The 23,369-nt window shown below is 71.2% G+C and carries 18 protein-coding genes; 8 read left to right on the top strand and 10 right to left on the bottom strand.

Annotation, left to right across the window (positions count from 1 at the left end; translation table 11 throughout):
- Positions 1-57: 57 nt before the first annotated feature.
- Complete coding sequence (locus tag ACIOJD_RS08415; protein WP_401909824.1) at positions 58-546, bottom strand: ribose-5-phosphate isomerase; 489 nt, start codon at positions 544-546, stop codon at positions 58-60.
- 211 nt (positions 547-757) lie between these two features.
- Between ACIOJD_RS08415 and ACIOJD_RS08410 the strand changes: the two genes are divergently transcribed.
- Positions 758-2,278 carry an amino acid permease gene (locus ACIOJD_RS08410; protein WP_401909822.1) on the top strand — a complete coding sequence of 507 codons (1,521 nt, stop codon included), beginning with the start codon at positions 758-760 and terminating at the stop codon, positions 2,276-2,278.
- 141 nt (positions 2,279-2,419) lie between these two features.
- Positions 2,420-3,751, top strand: coding sequence for an FAD-binding oxidoreductase (locus ACIOJD_RS08405; RefSeq protein WP_401909820.1), 1,332 nt, complete (start codon positions 2,420-2,422; stop codon positions 3,749-3,751).
- 33 nt (positions 3,752-3,784) lie between these two features.
- Here the strand turns inward: ACIOJD_RS08405 and ACIOJD_RS08400 are convergent, their stop codons facing one another.
- The gene (locus ACIOJD_RS08400; RefSeq protein ID WP_401909817.1) at positions 3,785-4,369 is read right to left on the bottom strand and encodes a biotin transporter BioY; all 585 of its coding nucleotides are present in this window, start codon (positions 4,367-4,369) and stop codon (positions 3,785-3,787) included.
- A gap of 244 nt (positions 4,370-4,613) precedes the next feature.
- Between ACIOJD_RS08400 and ACIOJD_RS08395 the strand changes: the two genes are divergently transcribed.
- Positions 4,614-5,255 carry a superoxide dismutase gene (locus ACIOJD_RS08395; RefSeq protein ID WP_401909814.1) on the top strand — a complete coding sequence of 214 codons (642 nt, stop codon included), beginning with the start codon at positions 4,614-4,616 and terminating at the stop codon, positions 5,253-5,255.
- Positions 5,256-5,465: 210 nt separating this feature from the next.
- Here ACIOJD_RS08395 and ACIOJD_RS08390 read toward each other — a convergent pair whose 3' ends face one another.
- On the bottom strand, positions 5,466-6,104 hold the full coding sequence (locus ACIOJD_RS08390; RefSeq protein WP_401909811.1) for a DsbA family protein: 639 nt from the start codon (positions 6,102-6,104) through the stop codon (positions 5,466-5,468).
- Between the two features lie 148 nt (positions 6,105-6,252).
- On the opposite strand from ACIOJD_RS08390, the gene pepN (ACIOJD_RS08385) reads away from it, so the two are divergent.
- Both pepN (ACIOJD_RS08385) and ACIOJD_RS08380 read left to right on the top strand, forming a co-directional pair.
- Entirely contained in the window at positions 6,253-8,940 is a 2,688-nt protein-coding gene (gene pepN / locus ACIOJD_RS08385) for an aminopeptidase N (RefSeq protein WP_401909808.1), read from the top strand.
- A gap of 235 nt (positions 8,941-9,175) precedes the next feature.
- Positions 9,176-10,276, top strand: a complete 1,101-nt coding sequence (locus ACIOJD_RS08380) for a hypothetical protein (protein WP_401909805.1) — start codon at positions 9,176-9,178, stop codon at positions 10,274-10,276.
- Between the two features lie 68 nt (positions 10,277-10,344).
- Here ACIOJD_RS08380 and ACIOJD_RS08375 read toward each other — a convergent pair whose 3' ends face one another.
- Together ACIOJD_RS08375 and ACIOJD_RS08370 are read right to left on the bottom strand one after the other, a co-directional pair.
- Complete coding sequence (locus ACIOJD_RS08375; protein WP_401909803.1) at positions 10,345-11,622, bottom strand: serine hydrolase domain-containing protein; 1,278 nt, start codon at positions 11,620-11,622, stop codon at positions 10,345-10,347.
- A gap of 125 nt (positions 11,623-11,747) precedes the next feature.
- Positions 11,748-12,203, bottom strand: a complete 456-nt coding sequence (locus ACIOJD_RS08370; RefSeq protein ID WP_401909800.1) for an NUDIX hydrolase — start codon at positions 12,201-12,203, stop codon at positions 11,748-11,750.
- 251 nt (positions 12,204-12,454) lie between these two features.
- On the opposite strand from ACIOJD_RS08370, the gene ACIOJD_RS08365 reads away from it, so the two are divergent.
- A complete protein-coding gene (locus ACIOJD_RS08365) occupies positions 12,455-13,483 on the top strand; it encodes an aspartate-semialdehyde dehydrogenase (RefSeq protein ID WP_401909797.1) in 1,029 nt (342 codons plus the stop codon).
- A gap of 119 nt (positions 13,484-13,602) precedes the next feature.
- Here ACIOJD_RS08365 and ACIOJD_RS08360 read toward each other — a convergent pair whose 3' ends face one another.
- Complete coding sequence (locus tag ACIOJD_RS08360; RefSeq protein WP_401909794.1) at positions 13,603-13,950, bottom strand: type II toxin-antitoxin system PemK/MazF family toxin; 348 nt, start codon at positions 13,948-13,950, stop codon at positions 13,603-13,605.
- Positions 13,937-14,167, bottom strand: coding sequence for a type II toxin-antitoxin system ParD family antitoxin (locus ACIOJD_RS08355; RefSeq protein WP_401909792.1), 231 nt, complete (start codon positions 14,165-14,167; stop codon positions 13,937-13,939). The genes ACIOJD_RS08360 and ACIOJD_RS08355 overlap by 14 nt, the downstream gene beginning before the upstream one ends.
- A gap of 99 nt (positions 14,168-14,266) precedes the next feature.
- Between ACIOJD_RS08355 and pepN (ACIOJD_RS08350) the strand changes: the two genes are divergently transcribed.
- Positions 14,267-16,852, top strand: coding sequence for an aminopeptidase N (gene pepN / locus ACIOJD_RS08350; protein WP_401909789.1), 2,586 nt, complete (start codon positions 14,267-14,269; stop codon positions 16,850-16,852).
- A 260-nt stretch (positions 16,853-17,112) separates the two neighbouring features.
- Here the strand turns inward: pepN (ACIOJD_RS08350) and ACIOJD_RS08345 are convergent, their stop codons facing one another.
- Genes ACIOJD_RS08345 through ACIOJD_RS08335 form a run of 3 tightly spaced genes read right to left on the bottom strand, consistent with a single transcriptional unit; the run spans position 17,113 to position 19,874 of the window.
- On the bottom strand, positions 17,113-17,346 hold the full coding sequence (locus tag ACIOJD_RS08345; RefSeq protein WP_401909787.1) for a hypothetical protein: 234 nt from the start codon (positions 17,344-17,346) through the stop codon (positions 17,113-17,115).
- Positions 17,347-17,366: 20 nt separating this feature from the next.
- On the bottom strand, positions 17,367-19,595 hold the full coding sequence (malQ, locus tag ACIOJD_RS08340; protein ID WP_401909784.1) for a 4-alpha-glucanotransferase: 2,229 nt from the start codon (positions 19,593-19,595) through the stop codon (positions 17,367-17,369).
- Positions 19,596-19,874, bottom strand: a complete 279-nt coding sequence (locus tag ACIOJD_RS08335; protein ID WP_401909782.1) for a hypothetical protein — start codon at positions 19,872-19,874, stop codon at positions 19,596-19,598.
- 358 nt (positions 19,875-20,232) lie between these two features.
- On the opposite strand from ACIOJD_RS08335, the gene ACIOJD_RS08330 reads away from it, so the two are divergent.
- A complete protein-coding gene (locus tag ACIOJD_RS08330) occupies positions 20,233-23,322 on the top strand; it encodes a beta-N-acetylglucosaminidase domain-containing protein (protein WP_401909779.1) in 3,090 nt (1,029 codons plus the stop codon).
- Positions 23,323-23,369 lie beyond the last annotated feature (47 nt).

Below are 23,369 nucleotides of genomic sequence, written 5' to 3'. Positions count from 1 at the left end.
GGCCGCATGGCTGTGCCGCCGGACCCGGGCCCGGCGGCACGGAGCGAACCGGGGTTGTCAGTCCTGCCGCGGGTGGTGCGCCGGGACCGGCGGCAGCTCGTGCGTCGTCTCGTACGCCGAGAGCATGTCGATCCGGCGTGAGTGGCGCTCCACCCCGGAGTAGGGCGTCTTCAGGAAGACCTCGATGAAGGAGGTCGCCTCGTCGCGGGTGTGCATCCGGCCGCCCACGGAGATGACGTTCGCGTTGTTGTGCTCGCGGCCCAGGGCCGCCGTCGCCTCGCTCCAGGCGAGGATGGCCCGCACTCCCCTGACCTTGTTCGCGGCGATCTGCTCGCCGTTGCCGGAGCCGCCGATCACGATGCCGAGGCTGTCCGCGTCCGCCGCCGTGCGCTCAGCGGCGCGCAGGCAGAACGGCGGGTAGTCGTCCTCGGCGTCATAGATGTGGGGACCGCAGTCGACGGGCTCGTGGCCGTGGGCCGTGAGCCACTCCACAAGGTGGTTCTTGAGTTCGAAGCCGGCATGGTCGGAACCGAGGTACACGCGCATGGGGCGAAGTGTGACACGCGTGGTGTGACGGCCGTGTGGCTGGGTATCGGTCAGCGGGTCGGGGCTCGGCATCCGAGTGACCCTTCGAGTAACGTCCCCGCAACCGTCTTCAGGTAAAGATACGGAATATTCCCTTCCGCATTCCGGGAAACGGCGGCTTCAATGCGGGGAGCTCGCCCGCTGAGCGGACTGCAAACGTAAGGACACCTGCATGGCCTCCCTGCCCCCCTCAACCGAGGACAGAACTCCCGGTGAAGCCGGGGACACTCAGTCCTCCGACGGCCTCCAGGCCGGTCTCAAGAACCGTCATCTGTCCATGATCGCGATCGGCGGTGTGATCGGGGCCGGCCTGTTCGTCGGGTCCAGCTCCGGCATCGCCGCCGCCGGGCCGGCCATTCTGCTGTCGTACGCGCTGGTCGGCGCGATGGTCGTGCTCGTCATGCGGATGCTCGGCGAGATGGCGGCCGCGCAGCCCAGCTCGGGGTCCTTCTCCGCCTACGCGGACCGGGCGCTGGGGCGCTGGGCCGGATTCTCGATCGGCTGGCTGTACTGGTTCTTCTGGGTCGTCGTGCTGGCGGTCGAGGCGACCGCGGGCGCGCAGATCCTGGAGGGCTGGGTGCCCGCCGTACCGCAGTGGGCCTGGGCGCTGATCGTGATGGTCGTGCTGACCGCCACGAACCTCGGATCCGTCGCGTCCTACGGCGAGTTCGAGTTCTGGTTCGCCGGGATCAAGGTCGTGGCGATCGCCGCGTTCGTCGTCATCGGTCTGCTGGCCGTGTTCGGGCTGCTGCCGGGATCGGACAACCCGGGCGCGGGCTTCGCGCATCTCACGGATTCCGGCGGATTCCTCCCCAAGGGACCCGGCGCGATACTCACCGGCGTCCTGATGGTCGTCTTCTCCTTCATGGGCAGCGAGATCGTCACGCTCGCGGCCGGGGAGTCCTCGGACCCGCAGCGCGCCGTCGCCAAGGCCACCAACAGCGTGATCTGGCGGATCGCCGTCTTCTACCTGGGCTCGATCCTCGTCGTGCTGACGCTGCTCCCCTGGAACGACCCGTCGATCACCAAGGACGGCTCGTATGTCGCGGCCCTGAACTCCATCGGGATCCCGCACGCAGGTCAGGTCATGAACGTCATCGTGCTGACGGCCGTCCTGTCCTGTCTGAACTCCGGCCTGTACACCGCGTCCCGGATGGCCTTCTCGCTCGGCCGGCGCGGGGACGCGCCCAAGGCCTTCGCCCGGACGAACTCGCGTGGCGTGCCGCAGGCCGCGATCCTGTCGTCCGTCCTCTTCGGTTTCGTCGCGGTCTTCTTCAACTACCAGTGGCCCGACACCGTCTTCGCGTTCCTGCTCAACTCGTCGGGTGCCGTGGCCCTGTTCGTCTGGCTGGTCATCTGCTTCACGCAGTTGAGGATGCGCGGGATCATCCTGCGCGAGGCGCCGGAGAAGCTGGTCGTACGGATGTGGCTCTTCCCGTATCTGACCTGGGCGACCATCGCGATGATCTCGTTCATCCTGGTCTACATGCTCACCGATGACGCCGGCCGGGAGCAGGTGCTGCTGTCGCTGCTGGTGGCGGCGATCGTGGTGGGCATCTCGCTGGTACGGGAGTCCCGCCAGAAGAAGGCCGCGGCCGGGGTACCGGGGCAGGTGCCGGGACAGGCGTCCGGCGCGCTCCAGGACGCGGGACCGACCGGGCCGGTCGAGGTCGAGGCGACGGACCGGACATGAATGGACCGGCCGTTAATGGACCGGACGTGAAGCGGCCGGTCATAACAGTGGTCATAACCTGACGGAAACTGTCAGGTTATGCCGTGAGGCTCTCCGTACGCACCGAGTGGACCCCCACCGAGCGAACGGAGAGCCTCACTCATGTCCGACAACCGCGCCACCGTCGGTTTCCGCGACACCACCGCCCTCTTCCGTCCCGGCGATCCCGGCTACGAAGCCGAAGTCGCGGGCTTCCAGACCGGTTTCACCCCGCGCCCGGAGCTGGTCGTCGGCGCCACCGACGCCGAGGAGGTACGGGCCGCCGTCGCGCACGCGGCGGCCCACGCGTGGCCCGTCCGCGTCCAGGCGACGGGCCACGGGCTGCCGGGGGCCTCGGAGGGTGGCGTCCTGATCACCACCCGGCGGATGGACGGCGTACGGATCGACGCGAGCACGCGCACCGCGCGGATCGAGGCGGGCGTGCGCTGGCGGCAGGTCATCGAGGCGGCGGCGCCGCACGGCCTGGCCCCGCCGAACGGTTCCGCGCCCGGCATCGGCGCCGTCTCGTACACCCTGGGCGGCGGGCTGGGGCTGCTGGCGCGGGAGTACGGATACGCCGCCGACCATGTGCGCGCCCTCGATCTCGTCACCGCGGACGCCCGGTCGCTGCGCGTCACGCAGGAGAGCGAACCCGAGCTGTTCTGGGCGCTGCGCGGCGGCGGGCACGGCCTCGGGGTGGTGACGGCGCTGGAGATCGGCCTCGTACCGGTCGCGCGGCTCTACGGGGGCTCGCTGCTCTTCGGCGGTGAACTGGTGGGCGAGGTGGTGCGGACGTATCTGGAGTGGACCCGGACCGTGCCGGACACGGTGACGTCGAGCCTGTCCGTGATGGAGTTCCCGGATCTGCCGATGGTGCCGGAGCCGCTGCGCGGCCGGTACACCGTGTCCGTACGGGTGGCCCACACCGGGACGGAGGCGACGGGCGAGCGGCTGGTGGCACCGCTGCGGGCCGTCGGGCCCGCGCTGAGCGACTCGCTGCGGGAGATGCCGTACACCGAATCCGCGTCCATCCACAGCGATCCCGAGCACCCGCACGCGTACTACGGGGACAGCGCGATGCTCCGGACCCTGGAAGCCGACGCGCTCCTGGACGTACTGGCGCCGACCGGTCCCGGCGCGCCGATGATGTGCGTCGTCCAGATCAACCATCTGGGCGGCGCGCTCGCGAAGGAGCCCGACGTGCCCAATGCCGTGCCGCACCGCGAAGCGGGCTTCCTGGTACGGGTGTTGTCACCGCTGGACGGGACGGATCCGGGAACGGTCCGGGGACTGTACGACGAGGTGTTCGGGCGGCTCGCCCCGCTGGCCGTGGGGCGTTCGCGCAACTTCGGCTTCGCCGACGGTTCCCGTACGGAGGGCCTGTACGGCGCGGAGACGGAGCGGCGGCTCGCCGGGCTGAAGGCCGCCCACGACCCGGCGAACCGCTTCCGGTGAAGGGGAAAACGAGGGAACGGACCACGAACGGCGTCAGCCGCGGCGGCCGATGAGCTTCCAGGTGGTGGGCAGCGCACCCATCGCCAGTGCCGCCTTGAGCGCGTCACCCAGCAGGAAGGGAACCAGTCCGGCCGCGACCGCTGCGCTCAGTGACAGGCCGGCGGACATCGCGAGGTAGGGCACGCCCACGGCGTAGGTGACCGCGGAGCCCACCACCATCGTCCCGGCCGTACGCAGTACGGAGCGGTCACCGCCCCGGCGGGCCAGCGCCCCCACCACCGTCGCGGCGAGCAGCATGCCGAGGACATAGCCGAAGGAGGCGCCGCCGGGGCCGGACCTGCCGTCGGCGAACCACGGCACGCCGGCCATCCCGACCAGGGTGTAGACGGCGAGCGAGAGGAAACCGCGGCGGGCGCCCAGGGCGGTGCCGACGAGCAGCGCGGCGAAGGTCTGGCCGGTGACCGGGACGGGCGAGCCGGGAACCGGGACGGCTATCTGCGCCGCCAGACCGGTGAGCACCGCTCCCCCGGCGACCAGGGCGATGTCCCGGGTACGGGTGGCGGGGAGCAGGTCGGCGAGGACGACTCCGGTTCGGGGGGTGGCGGCGACAGCGCTCATGGGGACTCCGCGGGCGTGGGGAGGGTTCGGAACAGCCCGACGTTAGCCCACCGGTGCGGGCCGGGACACCGTCGGTCACCGACAGAGCGGAGGCCGGGAGGTTGTCGGAGATCCACGTCGATCGAGGCCGTTCAAGGAGTCGATCGAGCCCGTGCGGGAGGTGTCACAGCGATCACGTCCACACACTTGCTGCTAGCGTGCACTTGCACAAGATGTGCAATAAGAGGTCGGAGGGCCCGGACACATGGCCATGTACACGCTTCCTGAACTTCCGTACGACTACGCGGCGCTCGAACCGGTCATCAACCCGCAGATCATCGAGCTGCACCACGACAAGCACCACGCGGCCTACGTCAAAGGCGCCAACGACACCCTCGAACAGCTGGCGGAGGCGCGCGACAAGGAGTCGTGGGGAGCGATCAACGCTCTGGAGAAGAACCTCGCCTTCCATCTCTCCGGCCACATCCTGCACTCGGTCTACTGGCACAACATGACCGGCGACGGCGGCGGCGAACCGCTGGCAGCGGACGGTGTCGGCGAACTCGCGGACGCCATCGCCGAGTCCTTCGGATCCTTCGCCGGTTTCAAGTCCCAGCTGACCAAGGCCGCCGCGACCACCCAGGGATCGGGCTGGGGAGTCCTCGCGTACGAGCCGGTCAGCGCGCGCCTGATCGTCGAGCAGGTCTACGACCACCAGGGCAACGTCGGCCAGGGATCGGTGCCGGTCCTGGTGTTCGACGCCTGGGAGCACGCCTTCTATCTCCAGTACAAGAACCAGAAGGTGGACTTCATCGAGGCGATGTGGGAGGTCGTCAACTGGCAGGACGTGGCGAAGCGTTACGCCGCGGCGAAGGAGCGCGCGAACAACCTGCTGCTGGTGCCGTAGGGCCCCTGACTCCGCCGCCCGCCCCCGTGGGCGGGACAGGCAGACGTCCTGCTCGTGATCGTCTTCTCAACCTTCACCGGCAGGCGGAATGACGAAGGACCCCCGCGAGGACATGACTCGCGGGGGTCCTTCCACGTTCCGGTGACAGAGTCCCGGTGACGGCGTCCGGCGACGAGGCCGGTCCGGGGGTCGGTCGGTCGAACAGGCCCGTCAGTCGAAGATGGGGCCCTGGGTACGGGTCCTCTTGATCTCGTAGAAGCCGGGGATCGACGCGACCATCAGCGTGCCGTCCCAGAGCTTCGCGGCCTCCTCGCCCTTGGGCGCCGGCGTGACGACCGGGCCGAAGAAGGCGACCTGCTCGCCGTCCGCCCCGGGGACGGCGATGACCGGCGTGCCGACCTCCTGGCCGACCTTGTCGATGCCTTCCTTGTGGGAGGCGCGCAGTTCGGTGTCGTACGTGTCGGAGTCCGCGTAGTCGATCAGATCGGCGGGCAGTCCGGCATCCGCCAGGGCGCCGGCGATCGCCTCGCGGGTCGGGCCCTCGCCCTGGTTGTGGAAACGGGTGCCGAGCGCGGTGTAGAGCTTGCCGAGGACCTCGTCGCCGTGGAGCTGCTGGGCGGCGATGACCACACGGACCGGGGCCCAGGACCTGCCGCCGGGGAGCATGTGCTCCCGGTACTCCTCGGGGAGCTGGTCCAGCTTGTCCTCGTTGAGGACCCCCAGGCTCATCACATGCCAGCGGACCTCGATATCACGGACTTTCTCCACTTCGAGGACCCAGCGCGAGGTCATCCACGCCCAGGGGCAGAGCGGATCGAACCAGAAATCAACAGGGGTCTTGTCGGACATCTCTCTCCTCATCACGGCTGCGGTACGCCTCTTCAGCACAAACGTGCCGGACCGTGGAAGGCATTCCCGGATACCGGCTGTCAGTGGCACATGCGAGGATCGGTCCGGTTTTGAACGTGCCCTGAAGGCGAGCCACGAAGGAGTGACCGTGCCCGGTGAGAATCTGTCCCGCGACGAGGCCCGCGAGCGGGCGGGCCTGCTGTCCGTAGACGGGTACGAGGTCGCCCTCGACCTGCGCTCGGCGGTCGACGCGACGCCGGACGGCGGTGCGCCCGGCGCCGATGCGCGGGACAGCGGCACGCCGGAGAGTCCGGGCGGTCCGCGCACCTTCCGCTCGGTGACGACGATCCGGTTCCGCTGCACGGAGCCGGGGGCGGCCACCTTCGCCGATCTGATCGCACCGAGCGTGACCGCGGTGACCCTCAACGGGACCCTTCTGGACCCGGCCGCCGTCTTCGACGGCTCACGTATCGCGCTGGAGAACCTCCAGGCGGAGAACGTGCTGGTGGTGGACGCGCAGTGCGCGTACAGCCGGACCGGCGAGGGCCTGCACCGCTTCGTCGACCCGGAGGACGGCGAGGTCTATCTGTACACGCAGTACGAACCGGCGGACGCCCGCCGCGTCTTCGCCAACTTCGAGCAGCCGGACCTCAAGGCGCCGTACCGCTTCGAGGTGACCGCGCCCGAGGGCTGGACGGTCTGGGGCAACGGCGCGGGCACTCCGAGCGCCCGGCCGAGCGCCGAGCCCGGTGACACGCCCGGTGACACCCCCGGTGCCAACACATGGCACTTCGCGGAGACGAAGCCGATCTCGACGTACATCACGGCCGTCGTGGCCGGCCCGTACCACTATGTGACCGACTCCTACCGGCGTACGTTCGACGACGGCACGGTCCTGGAGATCCCGCTCGGCGCGATGTGCCGCAAGGGGCTCGCCCGGCACTTCGACGCGGACGACGTCTTCCTGATCACCAAGCAGGGCCTGGACTTCTTCCACGACCACTTCGACTACCCGTACCCCTTCGGGAAGTACGACCAGGCCTTCGTGCCCGAGTACAACCTGGGCGCGATGGAGAACCCCGGTCTGGTGACCTTCCGCGAGGAGTACATCTTCCGCGGCCGGGTCACCCGGGCGTCGTACGAGCGCCGGGCCAACGTCATCCTGCACGAGATGGCGCACATGTGGTTCGGCGACCTGGTCACCATGCGGTGGTGGGACGACCTGTGGCTGAAGGAGTCCTTCGCGGACTTCATGGGGACCTTCTCGATGGTGGAGGCCACCCGCTTCACCGACGGCTGGATCACCTTCGCCAACAACCGCAAGTCATGGGCCTACCGCGCCGACCAGCTGCCGTCCACCCATCCGATCACGGCCGACATCCGTGATCTGGAGGACGCCAAGCTGAACTTCGACGGCATCACGTACGCCAAGGGCGCGTCGGTGCTCAAGCAGCTGGTCGCGTACGCCGGCAAGGACGCGTTCCTGGAGGGCGCGCGGCGCTACTTCAAGCGGCACGCGTACGGGAACACCCGGCTGGGCGATCTGCTGTCCGTGCTGGCGGAGACCTCCGGGCGGGACATGGCGGACTGGTCGCGTTCCTGGCTCCAGACCGCCGGGGTCAACTCGCTCACCCCGCAGGTGCTGTACGACGCGCAGGACCGGATCACCGAGCTGGCCGTCGTGCAGGACGCCCCCGAGTCGCACCCCGAACTGCGGCCGCACCGGGTGGCCATCGGGTTGTACCGGCGTACGCCGGAGGGCGAGCTGGTGCGGTACGCGCGGGCGGAGACGGACGTGGCCGGGCCGCGTACCGTCGTCACCGAGCTGGCCGGGACCGAGAAGCCCGAACTGATCCTCGTCAACGACGACGATCTGACGTACTGCAAGGTCCGCTTCGACGCGGGCTCCTTGGACACCCTGCGGGCGCGTCTGGGCGACCTCGCCGACCCGCTCGCGCGCGCCCTGTGCTGGTCCGCGCTGTGGAACCTCACGCGGGACGCGCTCATGCCGGCCCGGGACTTCATCGCGCTGGTGCTCACCCACGCGGGCCGCGAGACGGACATCGGCGTGCTCCAGATGCTGCACGCCTGGGCGCGTTCCGCGCTCACCCACTACGCGACGCCGCACTGGCGCGAGGAGGGCGGACGGCTGCTGGCCGAGGGTGCGCTGCGTGAGCTGCGGACGGCGGAGCCGGCCGGCCAGCACCAGCTGACCTGGGCCCGCTTCTTCGCGTCGGTCGCGACGACGGAGTCGGACTTCCAGCTCCTGCGGGGGCTGTTGGACGGTACGGCGAAGATCGACGGGCTCACCGTCGACCAGGAAGTGCGCTGGGCCTTCCTGGAGCCGCTGGCCTCGCACGGCCTCGCCGACGAGTCGGTCATCGCGGCCGAACTGGCCCTGGACGACACGGCGTCGGGCAAGCGCCACCAGATGCGCTGCCTGGCGGCCCGGCCCTCGGCCGCGGTCAAGGCGCAGGCCTGGGCGCAGGTCGTCGAGTCGGACGCGCTGTCGAACGCGCTGGTCGAGGCGACGATCTCCGGCTTCACACAGCCCGGCCAGCGGGAGCTGCTCGCGCCGTACGCGGCCACGTACTTCGACGCGATCGAGCGGGTGTGGAGGGAGCGTTCGATCCAGATCGCCATGGTGGTGGTGCGGGGGCTGTTCCCGGGGCTTCAGGGGGACCGCCGGACGCTGGACGCGACGCACGCCTGGCTCGACACGCACCAGGACTCGGCGCCCGCGCTGCGCAGGCTGGTGCTGGAGGCGGGTGACGATCTGGCACGGTCGCTGCGCGGGCAGGAGTGCGACGCCGCGGCGGCGGCGACGGCCGGCTGAACGGACCGAGCGGGCTGCACGGGCTGGCGGACCGAACGGACTGAACAGACTGAACAGACCGAACGGGCCGAGCGGGCTGAACGGGCTGAACGGGCGAAAAATGGTTGCCCGGACATCCGGGTGGGCATCCTGATCGGCCGTCGAACTCCCGTACTTTAAGCCGAACTTGTCCGGTTTTGTCGATGAAGGCGTAACAAGGGTTGAGGTCGGGTGAGGCATGGGGAGATCCCGGGACATGAACAACAATGCCCCAGCCGTTCCCCTCCTCCTCACCAACCTCTCCGGTGACGTCCAGCACCGCGTGCTCTCCCTCGCGCAGCTGCGCGAGCACGGCGTCCCGGCCGGCCGGGTCGCCGCCCGGTGCCGGCCCGGCGGCCCCTGGCAGCAATTGCTGCCGGGGGTCTACGTGTTGCACACGGGCACACCGACCAGCGAGGAGCGGCTGCGCGCGGTGCTGCTGTACGCGGTGCGGCCGAGCGCGGAGGGCGCCAAGGAGGTGCCGGCACAGACCGGGCCGCAGTCGGCCCGGCGGCCGTCCGAGTCCCGGGCGTCGACCGCGCCCCCGTACAGCGGGGTGATGATCACGGGCCTCGCGGCTCTGGCGCTGCACGGCTTCTCGTCGACCCCCTCACTGCCCTCCCTCACGCACATCAACGTGCTCGTACCGCGCACCCGGCGGCTGCGGTCCACGGGCTGCGCCCGGATCATCCGCGCCCACGCCCTGCCCTGGTCCGAACAGATCGAGGGAGTGCCGGTGGCGCCCGTGGGGCGTGCGGTGGCCGACGCGGTCGCCGAGCTGTCCGACGCCGACTCCGTGGTCGGGCTGCTGACCGAGACGGTACGCGGCGGGCACTGCGAACCGGCCGCGCTCGTACGGGAACTGAACCAGTCCGGGCTGCTGGTGCGGCCGCACGTGGTGGACGCGGTGGACGCGCTGCTCGCCGAGGGGCGCTCGCTGGCCGAGGGGCGGCTGTACGAGATGGTGCGGACGTACGGGCTGCCCGCCCCGGTGTGGAACGTCGACCTGCGACTGCCGGGCGGACCGCATCTGGGCGGTGCGGACGCCTACTGGCCCGAGCAGGCGGTCGCCGTCGAGCTGGACACCCGGGCGCAGCGGCAGGGCGGCCGTAAGGGGGAGTGGCCCGACGACGACGCGCAGTGGTCGGCGACCGTCCGCAAACGCGAGCATCTGGAACGGCTCGGCATCACGGTCGTCCATCTCACGCCCAGGAAGCTGCGGGAGTCGCTGGAGCAGCAGGCGACGGTGGTCCGTACGGCCCTGACGGCGGCGGACGGCAGGGATCCGGCGGCGCGGGTGGTCGTCCTGCCGCGATGAGGCCCCCGGCACGGTGAGGAGGGCGGCCGCGTCGCCACGGCCGCCCTCCTCACCGCCCCTCCGCGTCGTCAGCCGCAGAACTCCGCGTCAACGACCTTGCCCGCGTTGCCCGTCCAGTCGGCGTTGAAGTTCAGGGCGATCGAGTGGCGGCCGTCCCGGGTGGTGACCGCGATGGACGTCGAGCCGTGAATCCCCCCGCTGTGGCCCCAGACCTCCTTGCCGCAGGCCGTCCTCTGCTGGATGAGGCCGAGTCCGTAGCGTTGGCCGGCCGGGCCCTGGTCCCCCGTCGCCACCGTGTCCGTCATCTCCTCGAACTGCTTCGCGGGCAGCAGCTCGCCCGCGAGCAGCGCGCTGTAGAAGCGGTTCAGATCGACCGAGTTGGAGATCATCGCGCCGGCCGCGCCCGCGATCGTCGGGTTGAGTTCCGTGACGTCGTGGATCTTCACGTCAGGTTCCGCGCCGTCGCCGGACTCCAGCGTGGAGTAGGCGCGGCCGGACGGCCGGGGCACGGTGACATCGGTGCCCGGCACACTCGTGGCCCGCAGATTCAGCGGGCGCAGGATGCGGCGCTCGATCTCGGTGCCGTACGAACGGCCGGTCACCTTCTCCACGACCATCCCGGCGAGGACGTAGTTGGTGTTGGAGTACCGCCAGCTCGTGCCGGCGGCGAAGTCGGGCTGGTGCCCCATGGCGATCTTGACCAGCTCCAGGGGCCTCCAGGTCTCGTAGCGGTGTTCCAGAAAGCCGTCCCCGAAGATCCGCTCGGCGAATTCCCGGTCCGAGGTGTAGGAGAAGATCCCACTGGTGTGGTTGAGCAACTGCCGCACGGTGATCGTGCGCCCGTCGTGGCCGTGACCGCTCACCACCCCCGGCAGCCAGGAATCGACGGTGTCGTCCAGGCTCAGCCGGCCCTCGGCCTCCAGTTGGAGGAGCACGGTGGCGACGAAGGTCTTGGTGATGGAGCCGACGCGGTAACGATCCTGCGCCCCACGCTCGCGGCCGGTCGTACGGTCCGCCACTCCGGCGTCGCCGCTCCAGCCGCCGGAGCCGTCCCGGACCGTGGCCACCGCTCCGGGGACGCCTTGCTCCACGGCGGCTTCGAGCGCCCGCCGCGTGGCGGTGTGGGCGGCTCTCGTGTCCTCCGCCGCCTGGACGCCCTCCGCATGAACACCCGTCGCCGGGACGGCCGTGGCGGGGCCCACGAACACGGTGCTCACGACGGCCGCCGCCACCAGCGCCCCCGTCCGCAGGAGCCGGACCCGCCGGGTCGGGCCGACCGCTCGGGCCGGTCGGGTCAGGTGGGGCGGGCGGGTCTCGCCGGTCGAACGGTCCGTACCTGCTGCCATGCGAACTCCCCTGTCTGCGCGTGCGATTGTCTGCGCGTGCGATCAATGGTCTGCGCGTGCGATCGGCGGACAGGACTCCGTCCCCGCGGGCGGAGTTGCCCGGCTCGGGGAGGGTTGACCCACTTTCAGCCGTTGGCGACGGCACGGCCGAGCAAGGGCCGCTCGCGCCACAACCGCAGCGCGATGTCGACCAGTTCGACACGGTCGAGACCGTGGACCGCGTCGAGGGGATGCCAGGCGGCCAGGTCGGTGGACCCCTCGATCTCGGGGCGCAGCGAACCACCGGTGATACGGCCCTCGTAGACGATGCGCAGCCCCTGGAAGTCGGCGAACAGGCCCAGTTTGCGGGGGTAGCGGCGGCGGATCGAGTCGATACCGAGCAGCGCCGTCATCTCGGCGACGTAGCCGGTCTCCTCCTCGACCTCACGGATCACGGTGTCGAAGGGGTCCTCGCCGTGTTCCATCCCGCCGCCCGGGAGGGTCCAGCGTTTGGTGCCGTCGCTCGCCACCCAGCGTGCGAGGAGGATCCGCTCGTCCCGTACGCACACGGCGTAGGCCGCCACTCGTAGCTCCTGGTTCATCCCGCGAGGGTAGATCGCACGGACGCCGCACCAGGCCTGAACAGCCTTCTCCGGTCCCTCGGCGGACCCGGCCGGTGACCATGCGTGATCGGCGGTGGCGCACGGGCGCCTCCATGGGCGGCTTCCGGCTGCGCTGTGTGACGTAACCGGCACCGTCCCGCCCCTCGGACAGAGGATTGGACAAGCGGACCCGGGACATACGCATCATGATGGGACGCGTTCCCGGGACAGTCGCGAGTGAAGGAGCCCCAGTGAAGGTCGGAATTGTCGGAGCCACCGGTCAGGTCGGCACGGTCATGCGCAGCATCCTGGCCGAGCGGGGCTTCCCCGTCGCTGAGCTGCGGCTTTTCGCCTCCGCCCGGTCCGCGGGCTCCATCATCGAGTGGCAGGGCCGGCAGATCACGGTCGAGGACGCGTCCACGTCCGACTACTCCGGGCTCGACATCGTGCTCTTCTCCGCGGGCGGCGCCACGTCCAGGGCACTGGCCGAGAAGGTCGCCTCGCAGGGCCCCGTCGTGATCGACAACTCCTCCGCCTGGCGCCGTGACCCCGAGGTCCCGCTGGTCGTCTCCGAGGTCAACCCGCACGCGATCAAGAACCGCCCCAAGGGCATCATCGCCAACCCGAACTGCACCACGATGGCCGCCATGCCCGTGCTGCGCCCGCTGCACGACGAGGCGGGGCTGACCGCGCTGATCGCCACCACCTACCAGGCCGTGTCCGGCTCGGGCCTGGCCGGTGTCGCCGAGCTGCACGGCCAGGCGCAGAAGGTGGTCGCCGAGGCGGACAAGCTCACCCACGACGGCGCGGCCGTCGACTTCCCGGAGCCCGGTGTCTACCAGCGCCCCATCGCGTTCAACGTGGTGCCACTCGCGGGCGGGATCGTGGACGACGGTTCCTTCGAGACCGACGAGGAGCAGAAGCTCCGTAACGAGTCCCGCAAGATCCTGGAGATCCCGGAGCTGAAGGTCTCCGGAACGTGTGTCCGGGTGCCGGTCTTCTCCGGCCACTCCCTCCAGGTCAACGCCCGGTTCAGCCGTCCGATCAGTGTGGAGCGCGCGTACGAGCTGCTCAAGGACGCGCCGGGCGTGGAGCTGTCCGAGATCCCGACCCCGCTCCAGGCGGCCGGCAAGGACGCCTCGTACGTGGGCCGGATCCGTAACGACGAGACGGCGGAGAACAGCCTGGCGCTGTTCCTCTCCAACGACAATCTCCGCAAGGGCGCGGCGCTCAACGCCGTTCAGATCGCGGAGCTGGTGGCGGCGGAGCTCAAGGGCTGACGCCCGAGCCGACTGTCCGGCTCGGTACGGGCGGGGCGGGACTCCTCACGGACGTCCCGCCCCGCCCGTACGCGTTCCTCCGGCCGCCGCACAGCGGACGCCCGGCGGGGCCGGCCCGGTCACAGGGCCAGATGCCGCCGCAGCGCCACGTCGAGCTCGGCCATCCGCTGTCGGGGCACCGCACCGATCCGCTGCCGCATCCGGTCGGGCGACACCGCGCGCACTTGTTCGCACTGGGCCTTGGAGTCCTTGGCGAGCCCGCACTCCGCCGCTCGCAGGATGGTCTGGAAGGCGAAGACACGGGAGGTGTTCGAGGTGACCGGCACCACCGTCACCACGCCCCGGCCGCTGCGCTCGGCCGAGCGGTTGGCCGCGTCGTTGGACACGATCACGGCGGGCCGCGCCTTGCCGGCCTCACTTCCGCACACCGGTTCGAAGTCGATCAGATAGATGTCACCCCTGCGCATCGGCCAGCCCGTCGGCCGTGGTCCGCTCCCAGAACGCGGCGTCCTCGCCCGTGTCCCACTCCTCGAACGCGACCGCGTAGTCCGCCTCCAGCTGTGAGGCGCGCAGCAGCTCGATCGCGGCGTGTATCACCGCGGACCGCGACGCGGATCGCGATGTCGCCGCGTACTCGTCGACGAAGGCGACATCCTCCTGCGGCAGGCTCACACTGATCTTCATACTCCCCATGCTACCCAGGTAGGAACTACGGTGCTACCTCGCGGCGGGCGGCGACATGGAAGGATGACGGAAAACGTCACATACCGAGGAGATGACCGCGTGCCCGGCACCAATCTGACCCGCGAGGAAGCGCAGCGGCGGGCGAAGCTGCTCACCGTGGATGCGTACGCGATCGACCTCGACCTCTCCGGCGCGCAGGAGGGCGGCACCTACCGGTCCGTGACCACGGTGCGTTTCCGGAGCACGGAGGCCGGGGCCGAGACCTTCATCGACCTGGTGGCCCCCGCCGTGCACGAGGTCGTGCTGAACGGCACGCCGCTGGACGCGTCCGCCGTCTTCGAGGACTCGCGGATCGCCCTGAAGCAGCTGCACGAGGGTCTGAACGAGCTGACGGTCGTCGCGGACTGCGCGTACACCAACACCGGCGAGGGCCTGCATCGCTTTGTCGACCCGGTGGACCAGCAGGCTTATCTGTACACGCAGTTCGAGGTGCCGGACGCGCGGCGCGTCTTCGCGTCGTTCGAGCAGCCCGACCTGAAGGCGACCTTCCAGTTCACCGTGAAGGCCCCCGAGGGCTGGACCGTCGTCTCCAACTCGCCGACGCCGGAGCCCAAGGACAACGTCTGGAGCTTCGAGCCGACCCCGCGCATCTCGTCGTACATCACCGCGCTGATCGTCGGCCCGTACCACTCGGTGCACAGCTCGTACGAGAAGGGCGGCCAGTCGGTGCCGCTCGGCATCTACTGCCGTCCCTCGCTTGCCGAGTACCTCGACTCGGACGCGATCTTCGAGGTCACGCGGCAGGGCTTCGACTGGTTCCAGGAGAAGTTCGACTACGCCTACCCCTTCGCCAAGTACGACCAGCTGTTCGTACCGGAGTTCAACGCGGGCGCGATGGAGAACGCGGGCGCGGTGACCATCCGCGACCAGTACGTCTTCCGGTCGAAGGTGACGGACGCGGCGTACGAGGGGCGGGCCGAGACGATCCTGCACGAGCTGGCCCACATGTGGTTCGGCGACCTGGTCACCATGGAGTGGTGGAACGACCTGTGGCTGAACGAGTCGTTCGCCACGTACACCTCGATCGCGTGCCTGGCGTACGCGCCCGACTCCCGGTGGCCGCAGTCCTGGACGACGTTCGCGAACTCCATGAAGACCTGGGCGTACCGGCAGGACCAACTGCCCTCCACGCACCCGATCATGGCGGAGATCCGCGATCTGGACGACGTGCTGGTCAACTTCGACGGCATCACGTACGCGAAGGGCGCGTCCGTGCTGAAGCAGCTGGTCGCGTACGTCGGGCAGGACGAGTTCTTCCGGGGCGTGCAGGCGTACTTCAAGGCGCACGCGTTCGGGAACACCCGGCTGTCCGATCTGCTGGGCGCGCTGGAGGAGACCTCGGGGCGTGACCTGAAGACCTGGTCGAAGGCGTGGCTGGAGACGGCCGGGATCAACATCCTGCGCCCGGAGATCGAGCTGGACGAGTCGGGCCATGTGACGTCGTTCTCCGTACGGCAGGAGGCTCCGGCGCTGCCAGCGGGCGCGAAGGGCGAGCCTGTGCTGCGTCCGCACCGGATCGCGGTCGGCTGCTACGACCTGGACGAGAACGGCAAGCTGGTCCGTACGAGCCGGATCGAGCTGGACGTGGACGGTGCGAGCACCGAGGTGCCGTTCCCGGCGGACACCCCGCGCCCGGCCGTGATCCTGCTGAACGACGACGACCTGTCGTACGCGAAGGTCCGCCTCGACGAGGAGTCGCTGCGGGTCGTCACCGAACACCTCGGGGACTTCACCCAGTCGCTGCCGCGCGCGCTGTGCTGGGCGTCGGCGTGGGACATGACGCGGGACGGCGAGCTGGCCACGCGCGACTACCTGGAGCTGGTGCTGTCCGGCATCACCAAGGAGTCGGACATCGGGGTCGTGCAGTCGCTGCACCGCCAGGTGAAGCTGGCGCTCGACCTGTACGCGGCGCCCGCGTGGCGCGAGGCGGGGCTGACACGCTGGACGGACGCCACCCTGGCGCACCTGCGCGCGGCGGACGCGGGCAGCGACCACCAGCTGGCGTGGGCACGGGCGTTCGCGGCGACCGCCCGTACGCCGAAGCAGCTCGACCTGTTGCAGGGGCTGCTGGACGGTACGGAGACGGTGGAGGGCCTGGCCGTCGACACCGAGCTGCGCTGGGCGTTCGTCCAGCGGCTGGCGGCGGTCGGTCTGCACGACGAGGAGGACATCGCGGCGGAGTACGAGCGCGACCGGACGGCGGCGGGCGAGCGCCACGCGGCCGCGGCCCGCTCGGCCCGCCCCGACGCCGGTGCCAAGGCGGAGGCCTGGGCCTCGGTGGTGGAGAGCGACAAGCTGCCGAACTCGCTCCAGGAGGCCGTGATCGGCGGCTTCGTCCAGACCGACCAGCGTGAACTGCTCGCTCCGTACACGGAGAAGTACTTCGCGGCGGTCACCGGGGTCTGGGAGTCGCGCTCGCACGAGATGGCCCAGCAGGTCGCGGTCGGCCTCTACCCGGCGCTCCAGGTCGCGCAGTCGACCCTGGACGCGACGGACGCCTGGCTGTCCACGGCGGGCCCGAACGCGGCGCTGCGCCGGCTGGTCTCGGAGTCCCGCGCGGGCGTCGAGCGCGCGCTGAGGGCGCAGGCGGCGGACGAGGCGGCGGGGGCCACCAGGGCCGCGTAGCGGCTGCGACCCGCGCGCAGGAGTGGGCGGGAGCGGGTGGCGGGAGCGGCCTTACGGGGCCGTTCCGCCGCCCGCGGCCGGAAGGCGTCGCCACCGGCGCGCGCAAGCCGCGGGCACCGATGCTCCGCGGGCATCCGTACGTCGTCGGCACCCGTGAGCCGTCGCGCGGAAGCGCCGCCCCGCACATCTGTGCCGGACGGCGCTTTCTCGGATCATGTGTCCCGCGGGCGTGAGGCGAGCGCGGGATGTGTGTCCGGGCGTCAGGCCTGCTGCTTGCGGGACTTGTCCAGGACCATCACCAGACCCGCGATGATCCCGAAGATCACCACCGGGGCCACCACGAAGAGGCCGAGCGTCTCGGCGACGCTCAGGCCCGAACCCGGTTGGTCACCGTCGTCGGGGGTCAGCGCGAGGGCCGGGGACGACATGAGCAGCATCATCAGCGTCGTACCGGCCGTCAGGGCGCCGGCGCGCAGAGCGTTCTTCTTGTCCACGGTGCAAACGTAGCGAACGCCTATACCGGCCGCGCGCGCGGGGGTGCCGTACGGGAGCGCAGGACCTCCGTCAGGCCGCGCAGCCGTGGTGACGCGGTCAGTTCCTCCAGGGTCATCGGGCGGCCCCGCGCATCCGCGACCGGCAGTCTCCAGTTGGGGTACTGGTCCCAGGTGCCGGGCAGATTCTGCGGGCGGCGGTCGCCCACCGCGTCCGGCAGCCAGATGCCGATCATCCGGGCCGGGGTCCGCGACAGGAAGCCGTAGACCGCGCGGATCTCGTCCTCCTCGCCGCCGCCCTCGGGCAGCAGCCCCAGCCCGACCAGGCAGTGCAGCCACTCGGCGACCTCCGCCCGGTCGTCCGCCTGCTCCTGCTCCAGCGGGCGGGTGAGCAGGCCGAGGCGGTGCCGCAGCTCCACATGCTCACCGGTGAGTCGGGCCGCGGTGGACGGGAGGTCGTGGGTGGTCGCGGTGGCCACGCAGCCCTCGCGCCAGCTCTCGGGCGCCAGCGGCTGCCCCGTACCGGCCCAGTCGCGCTCGAACCAGAGCACCGAGGTGCCGAGCACACCGCGCCGCTCCAGCGCCTCGCGCACGCCGGGCTCGACCGTGCCCAGGTCCTCCCCTATGACGACGGCGTCCGCACGGTGCGCTTCCAGAGCGAGGACGGCGAGCATCGCCTCGGCGTCGTAGCGGACATACGTTCCCCGGGTGGGTTCCTGGCCCTCGGGCACCCACCAGAGGCGGAACAGGCCCATCACATGGTCGATCCGCAGCGCGCCCGCGTGCCGCAGGAGGCCCGTGAGCAGTCCGCGGTACGGGGCGTAGCCCGACGCGGCCAGCACGTCGGGGCGCCACGGGGGCAGGCCCCAGTCCTGGCCGAGCGCGTTGAAGGCGTCCGGTGGGGCGCCGACCGACATCCCGGCGGCGAAGGCGTCCTGCTGGGCCCAGGCGTCGGCGCCGTCCGGGTGCACCCCGACAGCCAGGTCGTGGACGATCCCGACGGGCATTCCGGCGTCCCCGGCTGCCTTGGAGGCGGCGGCGAGCTGTTCGTCGGTGAGCCAGGCCAGCCGGCAGTGGAAGTCGACCCGTTCGAGCAGCTCACGCCGGGCCTCGGCCGTCTCGGGCGAGCGGGGGTCGCGCAGCCCGGCCGGCCAGTCGCGCCACCGGGGGCCGTGCGCCTCGGCGAGGGCGTACCAGGTGGCGTGGTCCTCCAGGGCCTGGCCCTGTGCGGCCAGGAAGTCGCAGTAGGCGGCGCGGCGGCCGGGACCGAGCGGGGCCGTGGCCAGGATGTCCAGGGCCGCGCGTTTGAGCGCCCAGACGGCGTCGCGGTCGATCAGCGCGCCGCCCTGGTCCGTGCCTGTGCTTGCGCCTGCGCTTGCGACCTCGCCGACGCCCGTGTCCTGGGCGGATACGAGCGGGACCGGCTCGCGCAGCACCGATTCGCGCAGCGCCGCCGCCTTCTCCACCAGCGCGTCGAGCCGCTCGCGCTCGGGGCCGCGGGCGTACGCGTACTCCGGAATGTCCTCGATCCGCAGATGGACCGGGTCGGGGAAGCGCCGCGAGGACGGGCGGTACGGCGAGGGGTCGGTCGGGGCGCCGGGGACCGCCGCGTGCAGCGGGTTGATCTGGACGAACCCCGCGCCCAGCACCCGCCCCGACCAGGCGGCCAGCTCGGCGAGGTCCCCCAGGTCGCCCATGCCCCAGGAGCGGCGGGACAGCAGGGAGTAGAGCTGCACCAGGAAGCCGTGCGTACGGGCAGGGGGCTGCGGGACATGACCGGGCGCGACGACGAGCGTGACCCGGGCCGTACGGCCGTCAGGGGCCCCCACGGCCAGCCGGTGCACCCCGAGAGGCAGCCGCGCCCAGGCGGAGGCCTGGACGGCGGGCCCCGTCAGCTCCTCGGCCTCCACCGGCTCGGCGGAGCCCGCCCGGGGCAGCTCCACCGAATCGCCCCGCTCCGTCTCCACCCGGAGCGTCGCACCGGGCGGGAGGGTGGCCAGGGAGGGCGGCAGGTCGGGCGCCGCGCCGTCCGGGGCGCTCCACAGGACCAGGGTCGGGGGCAGCAGGCGGCTCGCGGCGGCGGACTCGGCGCGGCTCAGCGCGGCGTCCACCGCCACAGGGGTGGACGCGTCGACGCTCAGCGCGGCCAGCACCGAGATCACCGTGTCGTCGGGAACCGGGACGGTCACGCCCGGAGAGGGTGAGTACGCGGTGGCGACACCGTGCAGCTCGGCGAGCCTGGCCAGGCCCATTCAGACTCCTGGGTACTCCATGCAGTTGCAGCCTGCCGTGCCGTACGCGGTCGGCTCGCTGGTCAGCGGGGCGGTGTCGGCGGCGAGCGGCGGCTCGCTGGTGAGGGGGGCGTAGTCGGCGAACGCGGGTTCGCTGGTGAGAGGAGGGCAGTCGGCGAACGCTGGTTCGCTGGTCAGAGGCCCCGCACCGACCTCGGCGAGCGGCGGCTCGCTGGTCAGAAAGGCGGGCTCCGTCCGTTTGGAAAGAGCGGAAAGCAGAAGCTGAGCGGATGCGGCCATGATGGCCCCTCCAAAGAGTCGGGGAGCAGAACTGTTCGGCGCCTACCCAGGGAACACGACCGCAGACCCGTACCCCCCGTAAACGTGTGTCGAGTCACGATCTGTTCCCGGGTTCGCCGTGATCCGTCACGATCTGTTCCCCGCTTCGCCGTGATCCGTTTCCCGGGATCCCCGTGCGGCGGGCGAAGCCCCTGCCTATCACAAGCAGCGGCCAAAAGGGACACAACGGCCTTGCACGTTGACACCCTCATCGCGGGGTGGTGGGCTCTTGCCGCTCGGCCGGACCGCTCGGTGAGTCAGCTCGTCGGGACTTCCGTACTTCGGTGGAGCCAGGGGAACCACTGAGGGGAGCAAGGGCATGCGGCTCGGGCGAGTGAAGACCGCGACCGCCGTCGCGGTCGCCGTGATCGGCGGTCTCCTCGGCACGGCGCCGGGCGCGCTCGCCGCCCCGCACGACCCGGCGGCCCCGTCGGCCGCCACGCCCGGCCGCGAGAGTGCCCCCTCCGTCCCCTCCGTCTGGCCCCGGCCGCAGGAGATCCAAGCGTCCGGAGCCGCCGTGCCGCTCGGGGACGAGGTCACCGTCGTCACGGGCGCCGGAGCCGACCCGTACGCCGTACAGGAGCTGACGGAGCTGCTGCGCGCGGCAGGTGTCCGTACGGTTCGCACCACGTCGTCCATCGGAAAGGCCCCCGGGGAGCCGCACGCCGGTACCGGGTCCGTCTTATTGGCCGGAGGCTCCGGCGCGCAAGAAGCGCTGCGCGCCCTGCGCGCGCCGGAGCGCGCCGACCTCCCGACCGGCGGCTACCGCATCGCCGCGGGCACCGTCGCCGGACGGGCCACCGTCGCCCTGGACGGTCTCGGTGACGACGGCCTCTTCCACGCCGTGCAGACCCTGCGCCAGCTGATCGTCACAGCGGGCGGCCGGGCCACCGTCCCGGGAGTCGTCGTACGGGACTGGCCCGGGACGGCGCTACGCGGCACGACGGAAGGCTTCTACGGGCAGCCCTGGAGCCACCGGCAACGGCTGGCGCAACTCGACTTCATGGGGCGCACGAAGCAGAACCGCTACCTGTACGCGCCCGGCGACGACGCGTTCCGCCAGGTGCGCTGGCGCGATCCGTATCCCGCCGCGCAGCGCGCCGAATTCCGTGAGCTGGCCGAACGCGCCCGGCGCAATCATGTGACGCTGGCCTGGGCCGTCGCCCCCGCCCAGGCCATGTGCATGACCTCGGACGCGGACGTCAAGGCGCTCAACCGCAAGATCGACGCGATGTGGGCGCTGGGCGTGCGCGCCTTCCAGCTCCAGTTCCAGGACGTCAGCTACAGCGAGTGGCACTGCGACGAGGACGCCGACACGTTCGGTTCCGGCCCCGAGGCCGCCGCCAGGGCGCAAGCCCGCGTGGCGAACGCGGTGGCGGACCATCTGGCGGACCGGTACACGGGCGCCGAGCCGCTCACGGTGATGCCGACCGAGTACTACCAGAACGGCACCACGGACTACCGCGAGGCGCTCGCGGACGCGCTCGGCACCCGTATACAGGTCGCGTGGACCGGAGTCGGTGTCGTACCGCGCACGATCACCGGCCGGGAGCTGATGGGGGCGCGCGCCGCGTTCAAGCGCCCCCTGGTCACCATGGACAACTACCCGGTCAACGACTACGAGCAGGGCCGGCTCTTCCTCGGCCCGTACACCGGCCGCGAACCGGCCGTCGCCGCCGGCTCGGCCGCGCTGCTCGCCAACGCCATGGAGCAGCCGTCCGCGTCCCGGATCCCGCTGTTCACGGCGGCCGACTACGCCTGGAATCCGCGCGGCTACCAGCCTCAGGAGTCCTGGAAGGCCGCGATCGACGACCTCGCGGGCGGGGACGCCGAGGCCCGTGAGGCGCTGAGCGCGCTGGCCGGAAACGACGCGTCCTCCATTCTCGACCCCTCGGAGTCCGCGTACCTGAAGCCGCTGCTCGACGACTTCTGGGAGTCCCGTACGAACAGGGACGTCACGCGCACGGGGCACACGGCGGCCGGGGACCGGGCGGCGAGCAGGCTCCGGGCGGCCTTCTCGGTGATGCGGGAGGCCCCTCGGCGACTCGCCGGAGCCGCAGGCTCCCGGGAAACAGGCTCCCAGGAGGGGCGGCTGGACGACGAGGTACGGCCCTGGCTCGACCAGCTGGCGCGCTACGGCGAAGCCGGTGAGCTGGCCATCGACATGCTCCAGGCCCAGGACCGCGGCGACGGAGCGAGCGCCTGGCAGGACTCGCTGGCCCTCGAACCGCTGCGGCAGGCCGCCGGGGCGAGCCGGGTCACGGTCGGCAAGGGCGTACTCGGCCCCTTCATCGACAGGGCGGTCGAGGAGTCGTCGGCCTGGACGGGCACGGACCGCGCGCCGGTCGCGGAGGACTCGGCAGACTCCGCGGGCAGCGCCGGCGGGACCGGCGAGAAGGTCAGCAAGGACGCGCAGTCCTACACCGTCCACCTCGGCAGGACCAGGTCCGTCGAGACGGTCAACACGATGACCGAACCCGGCACGGGCGCCGGCGCGAGCGTCGAGGTCCATGTCCCCGGCGAGGGCTGGCGTGCGCTGGACTCGCTCTCCACGAGCGGATGGACCGAGACGGCCGCGAAGGGCGTAAGGGCCGACGCCATACGGATCCGCTGGACCGGCGCGGGCCTCGGATCCGGTGTCGTCGGGCCGAGCGCGTCCGGCTCAGCGCCGGCCATCCGGCACGTCGTGCCCTGGTTCGCCGACGAACCGCAAGCCGAACTGGACCTGCCCCGGGGCGGGACCGACGCCCAGATCGGCGGGAAGCCCGAGACGGTCGAGGCCCGGCTGTCCGCACGGCGGCCCGTCGACGTACGGGGCAGACTCACCGCGAAGGCGCCTTCCGGCATTCGGGTGAAAGCGCCCAAGGGAACGACGGTGCCGCGCGGGTCCCGTACGACCGTTCCCGTCGAGGTCAGCGTCCCCGAGGGCACTCCGGTCGGTACGTACGAGGTGCCGTTCACCTTCGCCGGGGACACACGCACGCTGACGGTACGGGCCTCGCCCCGTACCGCCGGCCCGGACCTCGCCCGCACCGGCAGAGCCACCTCCTCCGGCGACGAGACCGCCGACTTCCCGGCGTCCGCCGCGATCGACGGCGATCCGGTCAGCCGCTGGTCCTCCCCCGTCGAGGACGGCGCCTGGTGGCAGGTGGAACTGGCGCGGCCGGCCCGGATCGGCAGGGTGGTACTGCACTGGCAGGAGGCGTACGCGAGCCGCTACCGCGTCCAGGTCTCGGCGGACGGGCGGAACTGGCGGACGGCGGCGACGGTGAGGGACGGCGCGGGCGGACGCGAGGTGGTGGGCATGGACGCGAAGGAGACGCGGTTCCTGCGGGTGCAGGGGGATGGGCGGGGGACGCGGTTCGGGTACTCGCTGTTCTCGGTGGAGGCGTACGGGGTGGCGGGGTGAGGCGCGCCCCGGAGGCGAACCGAGCCCTCGGGGGCGGGGGGAGGCAC

The sequence above is a fragment of the Streptomyces sp. NPDC088116 genome, assembly GCF_044741745.1.
Lineage (GTDB): Bacteria > Actinomycetota > Actinomycetes > Streptomycetales > Streptomycetaceae > Streptomyces.
This window is presented reverse-complemented; position numbering and strand designations above follow the sequence as displayed.

Bases quoted from the DNA above. Each gene is read 5' to 3' on its own strand.
- ACIOJD_RS08415 (WP_401909824.1), bottom strand. From the start codon at position 546: ATGCGCGTGTACCTCGGTTCCGACCATGCCGGCTTCGAACTCAAGAAC.
- ACIOJD_RS08410 (WP_401909822.1), top strand. From the start codon at position 758: ATGGCCTCCCTGCCCCCCTCAACCGAGGACAGAACTCCCGGTGAAGCC.
- ACIOJD_RS08405 (WP_401909820.1), top strand. From the start codon at position 2,420: ATGTCCGACAACCGCGCCACCGTCGGTTTCCGCGACACCACCGCCCTC.
- ACIOJD_RS08400 (WP_401909817.1), bottom strand. From the start codon at position 4,369: ATGAGCGCTGTCGCCGCCACCCCCCGAACCGGAGTCGTCCTCGCCGAC.
- ACIOJD_RS08395 (WP_401909814.1), top strand. From the start codon at position 4,614: ATGGCCATGTACACGCTTCCTGAACTTCCGTACGACTACGCGGCGCTC.
- ACIOJD_RS08390 (WP_401909811.1), bottom strand. From the start codon at position 6,104: ATGTCCGACAAGACCCCTGTTGATTTCTGGTTCGATCCGCTCTGCCCC.
- ACIOJD_RS08380 (WP_401909805.1), top strand. From the start codon at position 9,176: ATGAACAACAATGCCCCAGCCGTTCCCCTCCTCCTCACCAACCTCTCC.
- ACIOJD_RS08375 (WP_401909803.1), bottom strand. From the start codon at position 11,622: ATGGCAGCAGGTACGGACCGTTCGACCGGCGAGACCCGCCCGCCCCAC.
- ACIOJD_RS08370 (WP_401909800.1), bottom strand. From the start codon at position 12,203: ATGAACCAGGAGCTACGAGTGGCGGCCTACGCCGTGTGCGTACGGGAC.
- ACIOJD_RS08360 (WP_401909794.1), bottom strand. From the start codon at position 13,950: ATGCGCAGGGGTGACATCTATCTGATCGACTTCGAACCGGTGTGCGGA.
- ACIOJD_RS08355 (WP_401909792.1), bottom strand. From the start codon at position 14,167: ATGAAGATCAGTGTGAGCCTGCCGCAGGAGGATGTCGCCTTCGTCGAC.
- malQ (WP_401909784.1), bottom strand. From the start codon at position 19,595: ATGGGCCTGGCCAGGCTCGCCGAGCTGCACGGTGTCGCCACCGCGTAC.
- ACIOJD_RS08335 (WP_401909782.1), bottom strand. From the start codon at position 19,874: ATGGCCGCATCCGCTCAGCTTCTGCTTTCCGCTCTTTCCAAACGGACG.
- ACIOJD_RS08330 (WP_401909779.1), top strand. From the start codon at position 20,233: ATGCGGCTCGGGCGAGTGAAGACCGCGACCGCCGTCGCGGTCGCCGTG.